Here is an 18,451-nt window from a genome sequence, read left to right as displayed (position 1 = left end):
AGTATTAGCGACTCCCCGCCAGAGCCAACTGTACTGCGGGCTTGCTTCCATCTTCAGCCTGAGCCGGAGTTGTAACTGTCGGTGCAGTTAATTCGTAACTCATATGCAAGTCTGTATCGATTTTTTGCCCAGGGACGGTTACTTCCAATGCTGCTGTTTTTTGCACAGCTGTACGGGCTGTCGCAGTACTGGCAACACCAAGACCGTTAAATCCGGCAAACCCTGCAATACCTGCACACAATAACAAACCAGCGATGACTGAAGGACGCAGGCGGAAGCGTTTTTGCACTTCATCTTGATGTGCCTGTGGGTCGTAGGCGATATCAACCGGTGCTGTAGCGAGGATTTGCTCAACCTGTTGACGCCACTCTTCTGAGTGATTTTTGTTGGTGAGCAATTTATTGATCAGCGCCTGGGCAAGCTGCTCTGCTTCGTGATGTTCAGCCTCCAGTGTCTGTTTGGCCATTTCTGCCTCGGCCTGCAAATCATCTTGCTGCTGCTGGATTTGCTGCCTGTTTTTTTCTTGCCACGCCTGAGCTTCAGCCAGCGCCTGTGCGATCAAAGCCTGGGCTGCCACCTGTTGCTCAGCACGTTGCATTACCATGGCTTGCAATGCAGATTCTTGTGCCAGTTGTTGTTCCAGCTTGACTTGCAGAGCCTGTTCGTCAGCGATGCGCTGGGCATTTGCAGCAGCCAAAGCCAGCTCTTTCTCCTTGGTTTGTGCAGCGATTGCTTGCAGTTGCTGCTTCAACTGTGTCTGCAGTGCTACCTCGCCAGCCAATTGTGCATCAATCTGGGTCTGCAATTCCGACTCTTCTTCCATGCGCTTGGCGATAGCATCATTCAAGGCTTGTTCTTTAACTTTCCTTTGTTCTTCAGCCGCATCAAGTTTGCGTTGCAATTCGGCCTGCACTTCTGCATGCAACTCGGCTTCATCTGCCAGCTTTTGATCGAGCTCTGCCAACAAGGTATTTTCTTCTTCTACACGTTGGGCAATGACATCTGCCAGCAGTTGTTCTCTTTCACGCCTTTGGGCCTCCAATTCTTCCAGCTTACTTTCCTTGAGCAATTTTGCACGTAGGTCTGGCAAGGCTTGCTCATCAGCGGCAATTTGCAAAGCCGTTGCTTCGGCAATTTCGCGTTCCAGGTCGAGTCTTTGCTGTTCCAGCGCATTTGCCACAACCAGTTGCTCAGCTCTTTGCCTGCTTTGCTCTGCCAATTCCGCTTCAAGACGTACACGCTCTTCACTGGCAGCAATGACCAGGCGTTCAGCTTCCATTTTTTCTTCGATCAGGTGCAATGCATCCTGCTTGAGTTGCATGCTGTCCATTTCAATTTGTTTCTGTTGTTGGGCAGCGATGATTTCCAGTTGTTCGATTTCTGCACGTTGCTGCTGGGCTTGTTGCAGGGCGAATAGCTCTTCTGCTCGTGCTTGCGCTAATTCCGTTGCCTGTTTTTCAGAGACAGCCAATGCTTCTGCCAATTCTGCGGCTTCTTTTTCACTTTGCAATCTGGCCTGAATCGCCACATGAGCATCCTGTTCGGCATTGGCGCGTATCACGGCCAGATCCAGATACTCTTGCTCAGCCTGCTGGCGTTGCTCTGCTTCTAGTGAGGCTTTTTGTTCCGCAGCGAGTTTTTGCTGCACCAGGCTCAGCGTTTCCAGTTCAGCTGTCGCACGTTTATTTTCTGTATATGCCAAAGCCTCGGCTTCACGCAACCTGGCTTCAATGGCTTCACTGGCAATACGCTGCGCCTCTGTATGCTCCATTGAGCGTGCCAGCAGAGTTTGTTCGTTATTGGCAAGTCTGAGTGCTGCTTCCAGTGCTTCTTGCTCAACAGCAGCACGTTGCGCTGCGGCCTCTGCAAATTCACGTTCTGTCGCCAGTTTGGCTTGCAGGGCAATTTCTGCTGATTCTTCCTGTTCCAGCTTGGCCTTCAGCTCAATGCTGATCTGCTGTTCAATAGCTATTTGTTCCTGAGCTGCACGACTCAACTCCAGCAACAAGGCTGTTTTTTCTTCCAGGGCGACAGCGGCCTGACGTTTGATCAATGCCTCCTCAGCAGCTTGCGCCAGCCACTGTTTCTCGGTCTCATTGAATTTTTCAGCCAGTTGTCGCGCTTCTGCTTCAGCTGTCTGGCGAGCAGCAATCATCCTGCACTGTTCTTGCTCTGCTGCCAGGCGTGTCTCTGCTTCGGTTTTCGCAGCCAATTCTGCCTGTTGTTTGGCTGTCAGGCTGTCAAGCACGGCTTGCTCTGCTTCTGCGCGCTGTTTTTGTGCATTAAGGAGTTCGGTTTCCTGCTGCAGACGTTGCGCCAGCAGCTCGGCAACCAGGTTCTGTGCATCAGCATGGGCGGCCAGTTCCTGGAACAGGGCTTTTTCTGATGCCAGTGTCGCCTCAGTAGCGACACGAATGATTTTTTCTGCACGGGCACGTGCTTCGGCAAATTGACGTGCTTCGGTTTCACTTGCCAGGCGGCTCTCTACTTGTTGCTGTATCTCTTGCTCAGCCTGGAGTTTCGCTTCAGTGGTTTCCAGCAGTGCCTGATCATCAGCCAGGCGTTGCTGCAATACGGCATCAAGCTCTGCAACCTTCCTGTTCTTTTCCAGGACCAGCTCATGAGCTTTGTGCTGGCTGGCAGCATAGGCCTGTGCCTGCACTTGTAAGGTCTGTTCCGCCAACAGTTTTGCAGCAGCCAACTCGCTGGCTTCTTGCTCTGCCCTGGCCCTGACGGCTGCCGCTTGTGCATATTGCTGCTCCGCCTTTGCCTTGGCGGCAGCAGCTTCACTGGCGACTTTTTCAGCCGCAAGTTTCTCAGCAGCAGCCTGCGCTTCTGCCTTCGCTGCTTCTGCCCTTTGTTTTTCCAGGCTGGCCTGCTCTTCCAGAGCCTGAGCTGCCTGTTGTTGTGACCTGGCCTTTTCCTGCTCTAGTTTAGCCAATTGCGTGGCAGCCTTTACCCGGGCACTGGCAGCCGTTGCAGCCTGTTGCTCTGCCCTTGCCTGTTCATTATTTTGCTCCAGCAGTTTTTTCTCTTCAGCGACTTTTGCTTCCAGCGCGGAGCGCAAGGCCTGCTCTGATTGCAAACGGGCCAGGTGTTGATCACGCTGCTCTTGTTCAAGGCTTGCCTTGGCCTGCAATTCTGCAGTCAGGCGTTTTTCAGCTTCTAGTTTTTGCTGGACCAGACTCAGGGCTTTTTGTTCGGATTCGGCACGCAGTTTCAGTGTTTTCCCAAGTTCTTCAGCTTCTGCTGCCTTGCTTTGTGCCAGTGTCGCTGATTGCTTCTGCAACTCTGCATGCTCCTGCATTTTTTTCAGACGCACTTGCTCAGCCGCGATCATGGCCTGGCGAGCTGCACGGGCATCAGCCTCTTGTTGCTGACGCGCGTTGAGGACGTTGATATGCTCACGATCGGCCTGCGCGCGGGCGATAACTTTCTCAGCAGCAAGCTTTTCCGCTTCGAGTTTGTCTTGTGCTGCTCTAGCGGCCTGCTTTTCTGCTTCCAGATGCATCTGCTCAGCACGTGCCATCTCAGTCGCCTGATGGCTCTTCAATACGGCGACTTTGGCAATCTTGGATTGTGCCTCTTTTTGCAATTCTGTCTGCTCCAGCGCACATTTCTCTGCGCTGGCAGTCGCCTCCAGCGCCAGCCTGTGTTCGCGCTCAGCCTGCTCTTTAGCCATGGCAATTGCCTTGACTTCTTCTTCAGCACGCAATCTGGCTTCTGCTTCTTGTTGCGCAGCCTGCTCAAGTTGCAGTTTTTCCTGGGTCGCTTTCAGCACTTGCTGCACTGCCTGGGCACGGCGACGCTCTGCCTGTAATTTTTCTTCCTGAAGTTCCATCGCTTTCACCTCATCATTAGTGCGTTGCTGTTGGACGCGCAAGAGTTCAGTCGCATCATGATTTTTCTTGGCGGCCGCCGCCGCCATTTTTTGCTGCAATTCCACCTGTTCCATAGTTTTTTCCAGGCTCAGTTTTTTCGCTACACATTCAGATTCCTGGGCAATACGACGAGCATGCTCAGCCTGTTGTTGCAGACGCAGTATTTCAGTGTGTGATTGTTCGGCTTCTGCCAAGGCTTGTGCTTCTTCTGCTTTTTTGCGTTCGGCATTGAGCTTTGCTTCCAGCGCTGCTGCGGCTTTCTGCTCTGCTTCCTGGCGTTTTTGTTCTGCCAGAGCCAGTTCTACGGCTCTTTTGGCATTTTCTGCTGCCACCTGATTGGCTCTTTTCAATAATTCAGCCTGAAAGGCCGCTGCACTCAACGCCTGTTGCTCGGCATCGGCTTTTTCACGCGCCTCCTGTACCGCAACACGCTCGATCTCCACGCGCTCATTGGCCAATTGAGCGGCGCGCTGCTCTTCGGCGATACGCTGACGGGCCATGTCGGCAGCCTCCTGTTCTGCCAGACGACGTTGGCGTGCCTCTTCAGCCAGTGCCGCTTCGGTTTCCTGGCGGGCGCGTGCCTGCAAGTCAGCTTGCTGCTCATTTTCTATGCGGGACATTGCGGTTGTCTGCAGCTCGCGCTCGGCCCTTATGCGCGACTCTGTCACCATACGGATTTTGTCTTCCGCCTCACGACGTGCCTGGGCAGTGGCAGCAGCGATTTTTTCTGCCTGTTCGCGCTTGCCGGCGGCAATACGCAAATCTTCCTCGGACTGCATGCGCAGCTGTATTGCTTCGGCGGCCTTTCTTTCCGATTCCATCCTGGCCTGAGCGATAGCTTCTTGCTCTTGCTCCAGAGCAACGCGGGCCAGCGCATCTTCACGGGCACGCACCTCTACCGGGGCGCGGTTGATAGCATATTCCAGTGCAATAGCTTCTGCCTGGTCACGCTCTTTACTGATTTGCAGGGATTCGCTGCGTACCTTGGCAAGCATTTCTGCTGTTTCGCGGGCTTCACGGTCACGTTTTTCGCGTTCACGTGCCAATTCTGCAATACGCGCGTCAGCACGAGCACGCTCTTCTGCCTGCTGACGGGCCGATTGCGATGCTGCCAGGCGTTCCGCCGCCCAGTTACGGGCATTGGCCGTTTGGGCTTCAAGCTTCTGTGCCTCTGCATGCGCCTGGGATGTCAGTTCTGCCTCTGCTTTAAGCTGGTTTTCTGCCTTTTCTTTCGCTTCCAGCTCAAGTTTATTACGTTGCTCTGATTGCTCCCGTGCGCGCGCTTCTATCAAAGCGCGCTCTTGAAGATTTCTGGTTTCTTCAGCGGTAGCAGCAATTCTGGCAGCACTGGCGGCGCGGGACTGACGTTCTGCCATCAATTTTGCTTTAGTACTGGCAATGGCCTCCTGTTCCAATGCCAGTTTGCGCTGTGCCAGTTCGGCAGCTTCTGCTTCGGCTTGCGCCCTGGCTTCTGCCAGCGCACGTGCCTCGGTTTCCGCCTTCAACCTTGCTTCACTGGCGACCGTGGCCCTGGCTTCCGCTTCCACCCGCGCAATAGCTTCACGAATACCTTTCACGTCAATGCGGGTATTGGACTCGATCGCCTCTTCTGATGGCAAATAATCGTCTTTGCGATCACCGAGGCGACCAAGGGGATAATCCCCCAGAGATAATTTATTTAACAACGCCTGATTGCTGTCCATTCTGCACTCCTGATCTGATAGTCGTTCACCGTCATCGCGGGCCCTGCCATGCCGGAACTTCTTATACTGGATTATCGATGAAGAAAAATCTGACAATGGCCGGAGCAGAAGTGGAAAAACAGCTCAATTCTTGTTTTATCCGTTTCCCTTAATGCGGGCGGGGACGTAAAATAGCGGTCAATTCAACATTGCCGGAGAAATATTTTGAACGAACTCGTTACCGAAATCAGACACCCGCTGGTGCAACACAAGTTAACGCTGATGCGCAGCAAGGACACGGCCACCGATAATTTCCGCCGTTTACTGCGTGAAATCAGCCAGATGCTGGCCTATGAAGTCACCCGTGACCTGCCAATCGAACTGGTGAAAATCGAAACACCGATCACAACCATTGATGCACCTGCCATCAGTGGCAAAAAGCTTTGCGTAATTTCTGTCTTGCGCGCAGGCAACGGCATTCTGGACGGCATGCTCGACCTGCTGCCGAATGCCCGCGTCGGCCACATCGGTCTTTACCGTGATCCGGAGACACTGGAACCCGTCGAGTATTATTTCAAGGTACCGGAAGATATCGCTGAACGCCTTGTCATCGTGGTTGACCCCATGCTGGCAACCGGCAATTCTGCCGCCGCCGCCATCTCACGCCTGAAACTGCGCGGCGCAACGACCATCAAGTTTGTCTGCCTGCTTGCCGCCCCCGAAGGCATCAAGGTCATGCAGGCAGCCCATCCTGACGTCCCTATCGTTACCGCCTCCATAGACCAGTGCCTCAACGAGCATGGTTATATCGTGCCTGGCCTGGGTGATGCCGGTGACCGTTTATTCGGTACCAAGTAATTTTATTGATTGAGACAATTCGACTGATGACGACTACAGCCCGCTTCGTACCCGTTTCCAAATTGCCCGAAGTGGGCACCACCATCTTCTCGGTCATGTCAGCCCTGGCAGCAGAGAAGAAGGCCGTCAATCTTGGCCAGGGTTTCCCTGACTTCGCCTGTGACCCTGCCTTGCCTGCCATGGTGACACAAGCCATGACCGACGGCTATAACCAATACCCGCCAATGGCTGGCCTGCCGCAATTACGTGAACAGATTGCAGCGAAAATCAAGACCATTTACGGCCATCAGTACGATGCCAATGCAGAAGTCACCGTTACGGCTGGCGCCACCCAGGCCATCATGACCATCTTGCTGGCTTGCGTGCACCCTGGCGACGAAGTCATTGTCATTGAACCTGCCTATGACAGCTATGTCCCCAGCATCAGGCTGGCTGGCGGCATACCGGTGTTCGTCAGCATGGAACTCGACGAGCGGGGCTATCACATTCCCTGGGACAGACTGAAGGCAAGCATCAGCGACAAAACACGGCTCATCATGCTGAACTCGCCGCATAACCCAACCGGTACAATACTGGCGCCTGCCGATATCGCAGCACTCACCGATATCGTTCGTGATACCCAGGTATTGATCGCCTCTGACGAAGTCTACGAGCACATGGTATTTGATGGCCAGCGGCATGAATCATTGGCATGCTACCCAGAGCTGGCTGAGCGCAGCTTCATTATTTCCAGCTTCGGCAAGACTTACCACGTGACTGGCTGGAAAGTTGGCTATGTGACGGCTCCAGCCGCATTGATGACAGAGTTTCGTAAAGTACATCAATTCAATGTATTTACTGTCAACACCCCCATGCAACTGGGGCTGGCGCAATACATGAGCAATCCCGCCCCGTATCTTGATTTGCCGACCTATTACCAGCGCAAACGTGATTTGTTCAGGGATGGCCTGCAAGGGTCTCGCCTGCGCCTATTGCCTTGCGCCGGCACCTACTTCCAGAGTGTCGACTATTCAGCAGTATCAGCCTTGAGCGAACTCGAATTCGCCCGCTGGCTGACCACTGAAATTGGTGTCGCTGCTATCCCGGTCTCTGCCTTTTATCAGCAAAGCCGCGAGTCAGGCATCGTCAGGTTTTGTTTTGCAAAACAGGATGCTACTTTGCAAGAAGCTTTGTCCCGCCTGCAAAAACTGTAAATATTAAAATTGCTTTATTGAAAACATCAGGCCAGAAGCAGCACACGCGATCAAAAGACAGATGACAGAGGGTTATTGAGATAACTTGCATCACTCCTGTCTGATGCCTGCCTCTATAACAATTTCATCATCATTTCTTCTCATTGCCAGCCTCGGCAGACATGTTTTTCAATAATGACCAGACCATTGCCCCCAGCAAAGCCAGACCCGCAGCCAGGGCAGCCCACAACCATGGCTTGTGTTCTTTGGCAGGTATGGGTTCGATATTTTTTTGTGGCTTTGTGGCGACATACTCGGCAATCTCCACCTTGGCGGCATCCGTTTTCGCCAAGGTGGCCAAATCCATATGTGGCATCAGCGTACGTAAACTTGCGGCTGCACCATCTTTGACCGGCGCCCCCCATTCCAGGCTATAAGGTCCATCACCACGGGCAAGAAACACCAGCCTGCGTGGCAAACTGGCAATCTGTATCGAAGGCGGTACCTTGCCCAACATACTTACAGGCCCATCCGTCTGCAAGCGCAGCCCCTGGTAAGTTGCACCATCCATCAACAGATCCGGGGATTTTGCTTCTCCATTGGGCTGACTGATGCGGTACACAAGGGTTTCATTAAGCCATACTTCGCGGCCTGACTGTGCTTCTACAGCACGCCTCTGATGTCTTAAGACATGTAATGGGTAAAGCGGGCTATGGCGGTGATGATAAGACGATCCCGGACTAACCGCTGCAAGCTGCCCCAGCACGCTCACCCTGGCCAGAGTGTTTGACTCGCTGTTGAGAATCCGCAAACTGTTTATGGGTGTATTGCCCGGCACATCATAATCGCAGTAATTTGTGCTACAGGACTTTACGCTGATGGCTTTGCTCCACTGTAAAGCAGGAGGAATGTAAATCTGCTGCTGACTGTCAATCGTTACACTCTCGATCCAGGGAGCGTACTCAGGGTTATTCCAGCGCAAGCGCAGGTAGTGTGCTTCTACATGATGTAATGCGACGTCCAGTGTTTGCACCAGGGCGCCGTTGTGACGAAGCTGTACGAGTTGTTCGTTATTGCTGACGGTCTGCCAGTTCTTCAAATCTGCACTGCTCTCCAGGCTGAATCCAAACATGCCCTCTGCCTTGTCAGCAAGCTTGAACCTGGCTTGCAATAAACCTCCCTTGACCTGACTGACATCCAATATCCATGCAGGCACCGGATTTTGTCGATCGATCTTCACAGTCGATATCAGTACCAAAGAGCCGTCGTGCTTTTGCGTAAAGCTGCTGATGCTGCTACTCTGATTGTCTTTTAAGGGTAACAGATTGACAGTTTTGCTCTCCAACTGCACAGACTCGCTGTCTGTATCAGTCCAGGCAAAAGGCAATAAATCACCGGTTGCATTGCGTACGCGCACATCGCTCAAATCCGGCTGCAAGCTGCCAGGATAGATAGTCGCAGGAATATCAAGTTGATAGTAAGGTCCGCTGCCTGTCACCGAAATAACCGCGCGCTGTGCAGAGCGGGTTACCGTCTGGCTGGTCGATACCTGAGCAAAGCCTGTGCTACATGTCAAATGAAGGCAGGCAAGGCTGACAAGCAAATGCTTGATTTTCATTGGTGTTTCTCCTGCGTGGTTTGCGACCCTGCCGAACTGGTCTGTGCATCATCCGACATAGCCACATCATTTTTTGGCTTGACAGGAACAGGGGCGAAATAACCAACGACCAGCAACAGAATACCAACACCAATAAACGACACGATGCGGTACAAGCCTCCGCGATCAGCCAGTTCGACCAGGAACAGCTTCAGGACGACCACGGCCAGCAATGCTGCACCGGCTATCCAGATGCCACGCGACATGCGGCGATTCCCAAACAGCATCACTGCCACACCACAGACAGCCCAGGTAATTGATACGGCAGCCTGGCTGAGACGTGATGCAAACATGGCGTCAGCATCCCAAGGCACGTCGGCAAAATGATGACAGCTACGCAATACCATGCCAGTTAGCAGAGCCAGCGCCGTCACGGCAGTCACCGCGCTTGCGATATTTTTACCATCGGTAGTCACAGTCGCAGCGGACAGGGCACGCCACCAGTGCAGCAGAGAAGCCATTACCAGCCACTGCCCCAGTTCAAGGGGATTAAGAAGCGGCAAATAAGGTAAAGGGCTGGCATTACCGGCACTACCAGCATTGGTCGTCCAGCACCAGACCAGCAAATACAGGGCAACCGGCGCGCAAGCATGCTCTATATATGTCTTGCGATACATGAGCAAAGGCCAGCGTCCTGCCAGAGGTTTTGCACCAATAAACCAGAACACCAGCGCCGGCACCAATATCCAGCCTAGCAAAGGCCAGCTAGACCAGGTGTCAGCCAATGGCGCCAGACGGGCCTGGCCTTCGCGGGCAGCCAGCAGCAGGAAAAACCAGAAACCCAGAATGTGCATTGATTTCAAAACGCCTGGCCAGCCAGAGCACCAAGTCTGCTGTTTCTTCAAAAGTTGCAGATGCCACGCCAGAGCCAGGGGCCAGGCCAGCCAGCCCAGATGAGCAGACGGTAGATAAATATCACTGGAACCAAACAAACCTATCAGGGCCGCAAACATGAATAATGGCAGCCCCACCAGACTGGCTTTACCCATTTGTGGCCATTTCCGCCAGGCGGCCAGTGCAGACATGAGGACGGTCGTTCCCAGCCCTATCATCACGGCAACAAAAGATGAGTAATCACGGTGCCCGGTACGCTCCAGTGTTTCCAGGCTTTCCGGAAACCATGCAGTCATCCACCAACTTAATCCCCACAAAATGGGCAAGCCAAGAGCAAGCGCCCCGTCACACCACTGATTGATCCAGACCGGGGATGGTTTTATACCCAGATCTTCTGCAGCAGTCTGATATTGCGCAGGCATTGCCGACAAGACCTCGCGCATCCGGACTGCTTCCGCACGTATCCGGTCAGCGCTGAACCATGCACTCAACGCCAGGGACAAAGGCGTCAGGAAACCCAGATGTGCAAAAGCCACTCCCTGATATTGCCCCGGATTCACCATAGACAGAAAGGCAGATACGACTTGCAGGCTGCCGGCAAAAGCCGCCAATGCAGAATGCGACATACGCAAGCCGACCCACAGCAACAGGCAGGAAGTCACTGGCCAGATCGCCGCGGCCTGCGTCAAATCGATGGCAAATAACATGGCCAGATGCAGCAACGTTGTACCACTGATTACCGCCAGGCTATTCCAGACTGACCAGGACGGCGGCAAGGCTTGCGCCTGCGCAGCACGTTTTGCCGCCAGCATGGAGCGTCCGGCACTATACAAGATACTGCCGGCAATCATCACTGCGGCCAATCCGCCGCGCCAGCCATCTGCCAGTGCAGCATTACTGGTTTCTGCGCTTGCAGCGTGCAAGGTCAGCATGAAACTGGCCAGGGCAAACGCCTGCAGGGTGGCCGAGATATGGCGGAAGGCTGCAACAGCAATGCGCCTGCCTGCTGCTGCAACCGGTAACGCCATCAAAGCCAGAGCCGCTGCAGCAAACTGCGAAGGCAGGAACATCCAGGGCAATAAACTGATTGCCGCAACACCCAACCATGGCAAACCGGCATTTGGCAATTGCTCCCAATTGGCGATCTGCTCTTGCGCTGCCCTTCTGTGCAAATTCCAGACGGTAAAACAGCTCAAAGCCAACAGGACTGGTCCCAGCCAACTGCCCTGCAACAGTGGCTGCCCGGCTTCCGGATTGATGTAGATACCATGCAAAAGTTTATATGCAGCCCCCAGCATGACCACATAGGCAAAACCACGCGCGTAAGGCCGTTGCTGCCGTATGCCCAGCCAATACATGCCGGCGCCTTCTACGGCCCAGGCCGCACCGGTCCAGATACCTTCCAGTCCCAACGGGATAGCCAGGGTTGCAAAAATGGCTGCAACGATGACATAGGCCTCGGCCAGCAAGGCCAGTCCCTGTTTTGCCCGTGAAAACACCAGTCTGGCCAGCAGCAAATAAAAGAAACCGACTGCCAGTGCAGAAAAGGCCGCACCAAACTCAGTATGCCTTACCAGCATGTATTGAAGACCAAATGCAGTAACAGGATTTCCAAAGACCAGGGCACTATCGACACGGCCAACACGCTTCAGACTGGCCAGCGGCCCCTCCTCTGCCTGCGCTTGCTGCAATGTCTTGCGTGCGAAGAACAGACCTATCAAGGCAAACAGGACAAAATAGAAAATCAGGAAGGGCTGGACGATGCCATATTGAGCATCGGTATAATATTTGTCTGCCCAACCCAGCGCCAGCGTAAAGGTGCCGACAAAACCGATAAGGTTGAGAACCCGCCAGGCATTGAACCAGGCAACCAGGCAAATGCCCACATCCAGTACTGCCATGTAGGTGAACAAGCCCATGGGGCGGTTTTCCCCTGTCGCAGTCAACACAGGCGTGGCAAAACCTTCAAGTGCGGCAACTATGGCCAGCATAGGCGCATTTTGCAAGACAGCTAAAATGGCGCTCAGGACCGATACCAGGAACATGAAACCAAAACCTGCCTCTGGTGAAACCAGGGCATGCATCTTCATCGCCGAGAGCGTGGTCAGATAAAAAACACCTACCGCCATACCTTGCAGGATAAGCGCATAATCCCTGCGCCGCTTGCGCAAGAACCAGCCCAATCCCAGCAATACCACACCCGTCATCGCCACGCCGGCATATCGCAATTCCACAGGTACAGTCACCCGTTCTGCCGTATAGCGGAGCAAGAAAGCCAGACCCAGGAACAGGATCAATACGCCCGCCTTGACCAGGGTATTGCCGCCAAAGATGAGCCTGGCCAGTGGCGCTGGCAGGCTTTCCCTGAAAGTCTTGGGTGGCGGTGGCGGAATTCGCTTGGTCGCTGCACTTGATTGAGTCGCATTCTTGAGCTGCTCTTTGCCTGCTGTCTCCTGAGTCAGGCTGGCGGTGGCCAGAGCTGGCGCCTGCAACTCTTCTGGCAAACCCGGGCCATCCGTTGCATTTTTTTCAAAAATCTTATTGCCAAAATCATTGAGCTGCAACTCAGGTTCTTGTGGTTTGTCTAGCTGTGATGGCGTCTGTATACTCTGTGCATCAAGTTCAAATTCACTGACTGGCTCTGCTGGCAAAGACAGACTTAAGGCGGGCTCAGGGGACTGGGCTGTTACAAAAGCAATATCTGGGGCAGACTCAACTGAGTCTGGTTCGGGCGCAAGCGCAGCACCAGCTGAGACAGCAATAGAATTATCAGGCGCCGCGACCAGACTACCGGCCTTGAGCTCAGCCATCTCACGTTCCAGCGTTTGTAATCTACCTTCCAGCCTTGCAATCTTCTGGCGCATTTCTGCAAGCGAATCGTTGACACCCGTCTGAATTGGCCGCTGGGTACTGGCCGGCTTGGGCTGTTCCGCGTTGCGTGATCTGCTGATCATGTGCCCGACAAAAGCGCCCAGCAATGCAAGCAGGAACATCGCTGCACCAGAGTCTGCAGCAACGCCAAGGATGAAACCGACGATTCCACCAACAAACCACATATTATTCCCCTTGTTTTTATGATTGTGAGGCTAACGCCAGACTGTAAGGAAATTTTTGTGGCCTTGCAATACTTATATCTCGATGCAGGTCGACAGATTGCATCCATTTGCTTGCCACAGCAGTGCAAGCCAGGTACTGTCCAGATCAGTAACAGAACAATTCCTTGATGAAAGCAAGGCGCTGGTAATAATGGACTGTAACGGTGAAAACGGAGTCCCTGCCATATGTGCGACGATCATGGCGGCGTTGCAAATACGCGTGATAGTCCCGCTATCTCTCCACTTTGTGCCTTGCCCTGATTCGCCGGACACATGTCCTTCAATCTCGATTCCACTGTTACAGTCTACTAGTTCACCGACAGCGCAATTTATATCGACGAAGAGAAGAAAGGCTGGCCGCACTCGTAGCAGTCCACAGGCAAAACGGGGCTGAATGAAATAAGGGTGAAATTAAAACCAGCTTTAGACCACCCTCATATAGCTTACATGTACTTACAAAATTCAAGGCTTGGCCTGGCGTTCAGCCAAGTCCCTGTCAAGCTGGTCTATACGCAACTTTCTTTGCAAAGCTTTTGCTTCCAGTGCAATTCTTTGCAAAACGACAATATACAGACGACGCTGCTCTTTTATTTCGTTGAGGCAGTTATTGACAAAAAAATTACCCTGGCATGTCTTATCAGCCCGCTCATACCAGCTTTGCAAACGCACCTGGGTCGCGGTACTTTCTTTCAAGGCTGACTCTGCCTGTTCGGCAGTGCGGATACTACCCGCAGGATATTTCTGATCCAGGCTGGCAGTCAGGTTGACGATCTGGGACAGTTCATTACTGTCAGGTGTTGCATATGCAGGCATGGTCGACAGGCATAACAAAACCAGTGCCAGACATATGCACGAGAGGGATTTCATCAAGTAATACTCCCGGTAATTTGGCGTTGATCGGCATCCATATACTCTTTGGACTGCATCTCGATGATGCGCGACACTGTCCTATGGAATTCGTTAGACAAGGTGCCATTGGTATATAGTTCCTCAGGAGGGACTTCTGCTGACATGATCAATTTTACCTTGTTGTCGTAAAACACATCTATCAGCCAGGTAAAGCGTCTGGCCTCTGAAGACATGGCTGCTGACATGCGCGGGATAGACGACAGAATAACCGTATGAAAACGGCTGGCTATTTCAAGATAATCATTTTGTGATCTTGGACCACCACACAAAGTCGCAAAATCGAACCAGATCACACTACCAGCACGGCGCAAGGATTTCAGGTTACGCCCTTCTATGTCCACCCTGACATCCTCATCCGCAGTTTCTGCGATCCGTGCAAAGGTCTCACGCAAGGATTTATCAGTTGTAGCACTCAAAGGTGTCAGATAAGCCTGCACTTGTTCCAACGCACGCTTACGGTAATCGTTGCCCGAATCCACGTTGAGCACATCGAGTTTCTCCTTGAGCAAGGCAATAGTTGGCAGCATACGATCCCGGTGCAGGCCGTCGGGATACAGGGTATCTGGCTCATAATTTGATGTCATGACGAAAGACACGCCGTTCTCAAACAAGGCACTGAGCAGGTTATACAGCAGCATTGCATCAGCCACATCCGAGACATGGAATTCATCAAAGCAGATCAGCCTGTATTTCTTTGCCACCCGGCGTGCCACCTCATCCAGGGGATCAGCCACACCCTTCAATTCATCCAGCTGACGGTGCACGGCACGCATGAATTCATGGAAGTGCAAACGGGTTTTTCTAACCACAGGCACGACAGAAAAAAAACTGTCCATCAGAAAAGACTTGCCGCGCCCTACCCCTCCCCACATGTAAACACCACGCGGCACTTCGGGCCTGGTAATCAGGCGCGTGAATTTGTTCGCACGTTTGCCCTTATATTCCACCCATTCTTCATAAGCTGTCTGCAAACGATCAACCGCTCGTTTTTGCGCCTCATCGGCCTGAAAACCGCGCTGACTGAGCGCATCCTGATAATAGTCTATGACATTCATGGGCAAGGGAAGGCTAAATTGCTGTGCCACCTATAGCAGGTATGCAGGTAAGAAACAACGCACGCCATCCATCATTACTGGACAGAGTGCGTTGCCGGTGCAGACGTAAAAACACGTCCGTATTTCAAATTACCTAGTTACTGGCAATGTTTCAGAAATTCAGTGAACGCTTATCAACCGCCAAGGCCGCTTCTTTGGTCGCTTCCGACAAAGATGGGTGAGCATGGCAGATCCGTGCGATATCTTCGGCAGAAGCCTTGAACTCCATCGCCACGACAGCCTCAGCAATCAGTTCAGAAGCCATAGGACCAACGATATGCACACCGAGGATTTCATCCGTTGTCGCATCCGCGAGGAACTTGACCATACCAGATGTATCGCCCAAAGCGCGGGCACGGCCATTCGCCATGAACGGGAAAGTACCTGCCTTGTAAGCCACACCATCAGCCTTCAATTGCTGCTCAGTACGACCAACCCATGCGATTTCCGGCGAAGTGTAGATCACCCAGGGGATGGTGTTGAAGTTCACATGACCATGCTGGCCAGCGATACGCTCGGCGACGGCAACACCCTCTTCTTCTGCCTTGTGCGCAAGCATAGGGCCACGTACCACGTCACCGACTGCCCAGACATTCGCCAGATTGGTTTTGCAATCACCGTCAACAGCGATGAAACCACGTTCATCAAGTTGCAGGCCAACAGCTTCGGCATTGAGGCCATTGGTATTAGGCGTGCGGCCAATAGAGATGATCAGTTTCTCGAACACAGCCTTATGCTCAGCACCCTTGTCATCTGTGTAGTTGACAGTCACATCGCTGCCGCCATTGACGATTTCACCTATCTTGACACCCAGGTTGATGGACAGTCCTTGTTTGACAAACAGCTTGTGTGCTTCTTTGGCTATTTGCTCATCCACTGCACCCAGGAAAGTTGGTAATGCTTCCAGCACTGTCACTTCAGCACCCAGACGACGCCAGACGCTACCCATCTCCAGGCCGATGACACCAGCGCCGATGACGCCGAGTTTTTTCGGTACTTCAGCAATCTTCAACGCGCCGTCATTCGACAGGATGGTTGTTTCATCAAATGCAGCACCTGGCAAGCCACGGGCATTAGAACCAGTTGCCACAATGATGTGCTTACCAGTGATGACTTCTTCTGTCTTGCCAGCAACCTTGACTTCGTAAGCGCCAGCTTCAGCTTTCACAAATGAACCGTGGCCGTGGAAGAAAGTGACTTTATTCTTTTTAAACAGGAACAGGATACCGTCATTATTTTGCTTGACGATGGTGTTCTTGCGGCCCAGCATTTTGGCCACATCCAGCCCCAGGCCCTGTACATTGATACCATGGTCAGCGAAAGCATGACCAGCATGTTCATAGTGCTCGGAAGACTGCAACAACGCCTTGGATGGGATGCAACCTACGTTCGTGCATGTACCGCCTGGAGCCGGACCACCTTTTTCATTGGTCCATGCATCGATACAGGCTGTAGAAAATCCCAGTTGTGCAGCGCGGATTGCGGCGATGTAGCCACCAGGGCCACCACCGATAACGACGACGTCAAATTGTTTGCTCATGAAAATATCCTGATTTTATATAGATGAATTTAGCGCTGAATCCAGTCGTGAAGTCCATTCTTCGCCTCGTAGCTTTCAGCCCTCTTCAGGGATGAATATCCAGGCCAGTAGATAAGCCACTACGCCAGCACCAAAGTAAAGACTGAAAAAGACAAACATCAAACGCCATATCCAGGAGTCCAGTCCAGTGAATTGGCCCAGACCACCACAAATACCACCCAGCCACTGGTCATTTTTTGACCGGCGAAACTGGTTCAGATGATTAAAACCCTGGTTTTGGCCATTGCCGGATGTGGAAGTGTCGCCTGTAGCCAGCAATCTGGCTTTGGCTTGTGCAAACTCTGCATCAGACAGGGCTCCTGCCTGATGCAGTTCATGCAGACGTTTGATTTCGTCAGCGATATTCACGGAATGATTCTCGCTTTGCGCTTTGAACCTGAATTACAGATCAAGCAACAGACGCGCAGGATCTTCCAGCGCATCTTTCATTGCCACCAGACCCAGAACAGCTTCACGACCGTCAATAATACGATGGTCATAAGACATAGCCAGGTAATTCATAGGACGGATAACGATCTGGCCATTTTCAACCACGGCGCGGTCTTTGGTCGCATGCACACCCAGGATTGCGGATTGTGGCGGGTTGATGATAGGCGTGGACAACATGGAGCCGAAAGTACCACCATTCGAGATGGAGAAAGTACCACCAGACAAATCGTCCAGCGTCAGTTTGCCATCTTTGGCCTTGGCGCCAAATTCACCAATTTTCTTTTCGATTTCAGCAATCGTCATTTGATCAGCATTGCGCAGGATAGGCACGACCAGGCCACGTGGGGAACCAACCGCGATACCAATGTCGAAGTAACCGTGATAAACGATGTCGTTGCCATCAACGGAAGCATTCAGGATAGGGTATTTTTTCAATGCAGCAACGGCTGCCTTGACGAAGAAGGACATGAAGCCCAGTTTCACGCCGTGTTCTTTTTCAAACTTGTCCTTGTACTTGTTACGCAGGTCCATGACCGGCGCCATGTTGACTTCGTTAAAAGTCGTCAGAATGGCGTTAGTCGATTGCGATTGCACCAGGCGTTCAGCAATACGGGCACGCAGACGGCTCATTGGTACGCGCTCTTCAGGGCGGTCGCCAAGGTTGGCAATCGTCGGTGCAGCGACTTGTTGCAAAGCCGGCTTGCTGGCAACAGGGGTCGCCAAAGGTGCAACAACAGGCGCAGCTGCCGGTTTGGCGGCTACTGCTGCCAATGCGTCACCCTTGGTAACACGGCCATCTTTACCGGAACCATCAACCTGTGCTGCAGTCAGATTATTTTCAGACAGGATTTTTGCTGCTGCTGGCATTGCCACGCCAGCAGATGATTTTGCATCAACCAGTGTTGCTGTCGCTGGAGCAGCAGCTACCGGTGCAGCAGACACCTCCATAGGGCTTACTTTTGTTGAAGCTTCAGTATCAAGAATCGCGATAACTTCGCCAGCCACAACTGTGCTGCCATCACCCTTGATGATTTGCGTGATCACGCCAGCGTCAGGTGCAGGCAGTTCCAATACAACTTTGTCAGTTTCCACATCAATCAGGTTTTCGTCACGACCAACTGCCTCACCCACTTTTTTATGCCAGGACAACAGGGTTGCTTCTGCGACGGACTCAGATAACTGGGGAACTTTTACTTCGATAATTGCCATTTTTTACTCTCCGATTCGGGTAGCCAAATGC

The 18,451-nt window shown here is 52.7% G+C and carries 10 protein-coding genes; 2 read left to right on the top strand and 8 right to left on the bottom strand.

What is annotated here, in order from left to right; translation table 11 throughout:
- Positions 1-4 precede the first annotated feature (4 nt).
- Positions 5-5,584 carry a hypothetical protein gene (locus LZ463_RS21830; RefSeq protein ID WP_241458399.1) on the bottom strand — a complete coding sequence of 1,860 codons (5,580 nt, stop codon included), beginning with the start codon at positions 5,582-5,584 and terminating at the stop codon, positions 5-7.
- Between the two features lie 204 nt (positions 5,585-5,788).
- Here LZ463_RS21830 and upp point away from each other — a divergent pair, with 204 nt between their 5' ends.
- Complete coding sequence (upp, locus tag LZ463_RS21825) at positions 5,789-6,421, top strand: uracil phosphoribosyltransferase (RefSeq protein WP_277624140.1); 633 nt, start codon at positions 5,789-5,791, stop codon at positions 6,419-6,421.
- A 26-nt stretch (positions 6,422-6,447) separates the two neighbouring features.
- On the top strand, positions 6,448-7,614 hold the full coding sequence (locus LZ463_RS21820; protein ID WP_241458398.1) for a pyridoxal phosphate-dependent aminotransferase: 1,167 nt from the start codon (positions 6,448-6,450) through the stop codon (positions 7,612-7,614).
- A 130-nt stretch (positions 7,615-7,744) separates the two neighbouring features.
- Here the strand turns inward: LZ463_RS21820 and LZ463_RS21815 are convergent, their stop codons facing one another.
- From LZ463_RS21815 to odhB, 7 genes are all read right to left on the bottom strand, one after another.
- A complete protein-coding gene (locus LZ463_RS21815) occupies positions 7,745-9,211 on the bottom strand; it encodes a DUF3999 family protein (protein WP_241458397.1) in 1,467 nt (488 codons plus the stop codon).
- Positions 9,208-13,140 carry a DUF2339 domain-containing protein gene (locus LZ463_RS21810; protein ID WP_241458396.1) on the bottom strand — a complete coding sequence of 1,311 codons (3,933 nt, stop codon included), beginning with the start codon at positions 13,138-13,140 and terminating at the stop codon, positions 9,208-9,210. The genes LZ463_RS21815 and LZ463_RS21810 overlap by 4 nt, the downstream gene beginning before the upstream one ends.
- A 501-nt stretch (positions 13,141-13,641) precedes the next feature.
- A complete protein-coding gene (locus LZ463_RS21805) occupies positions 13,642-14,046 on the bottom strand; it encodes a hypothetical protein (RefSeq protein WP_241458395.1) in 405 nt (134 codons plus the stop codon).
- On the bottom strand, positions 14,046-15,143 hold the full coding sequence (gene zapE, locus LZ463_RS21800; RefSeq protein WP_241458444.1) for a cell division protein ZapE: 1,098 nt from the start codon (positions 15,141-15,143) through the stop codon (positions 14,046-14,048). Before zapE ends, LZ463_RS21805 begins: the two co-directional genes overlap by 1 nt.
- A 151-nt stretch (positions 15,144-15,294) precedes the next feature.
- Complete coding sequence (gene lpdA / locus LZ463_RS21795; protein ID WP_241458394.1) at positions 15,295-16,722, bottom strand: dihydrolipoyl dehydrogenase; 1,428 nt, start codon at positions 16,720-16,722, stop codon at positions 15,295-15,297.
- Positions 16,723-16,797: 75 nt separating this feature from the next.
- Positions 16,798-17,130: a PspC domain-containing protein gene (locus LZ463_RS21790; RefSeq protein ID WP_241458393.1), complete on the bottom strand. Its 333-nt coding sequence runs from the start codon at positions 17,128-17,130 to the stop codon at positions 16,798-16,800.
- A gap of 33 nt (positions 17,131-17,163) precedes the next feature.
- A complete protein-coding gene (gene odhB, locus LZ463_RS21785; protein ID WP_241458392.1) occupies positions 17,164-18,420 on the bottom strand; it encodes a 2-oxoglutarate dehydrogenase complex dihydrolipoyllysine-residue succinyltransferase in 1,257 nt (418 codons plus the stop codon).
- Positions 18,421-18,451: the final 31 nt, after the last annotated feature.

It is taken from the genome of Undibacterium paludis (assembly GCF_022568815.1).
In the GTDB taxonomy this organism is placed as follows: domain Bacteria; phylum Pseudomonadota; class Gammaproteobacteria; order Burkholderiales; family Burkholderiaceae_D; genus Undibacterium.
This window is presented reverse-complemented; position numbering and strand designations above follow the sequence as displayed.

Coding starts and splice junctions, on each gene's coding strand:
- LZ463_RS21830 (WP_241458399.1), bottom strand. CDS start 5,584: ATGGACAGCAATCAGGCGTTGTTAAATAAATTATCTCTGGGGGATTAT.
- LZ463_RS21820 (WP_241458398.1), top strand. CDS start 6,448: ATGACGACTACAGCCCGCTTCGTACCCGTTTCCAAATTGCCCGAAGTG.
- LZ463_RS21815 (WP_241458397.1), bottom strand. CDS start 9,211: ATGAAAATCAAGCATTTGCTTGTCAGCCTTGCCTGCCTTCATTTGACA.
- LZ463_RS21810 (WP_241458396.1), bottom strand. CDS start 13,140: ATGTGGTTTGTTGGTGGAATCGTCGGTTTCATCCTTGGCGTTGCTGCA.
- LZ463_RS21805 (WP_241458395.1), bottom strand. CDS start 14,046: ATGAAATCCCTCTCGTGCATATGTCTGGCACTGGTTTTGTTATGCCTG.
- zapE (WP_241458444.1), bottom strand. CDS start 15,143: ATGAATGTCATAGACTATTATCAGGATGCGCTCAGTCAGCGCGGTTTT.
- lpdA (WP_241458394.1), bottom strand. CDS start 16,722: ATGAGCAAACAATTTGACGTCGTCGTTATCGGTGGTGGCCCTGGTGGC.
- odhB (WP_241458392.1), bottom strand. CDS start 18,420: ATGGCAATTATCGAAGTAAAAGTTCCCCAGTTATCTGAGTCCGTCGCA.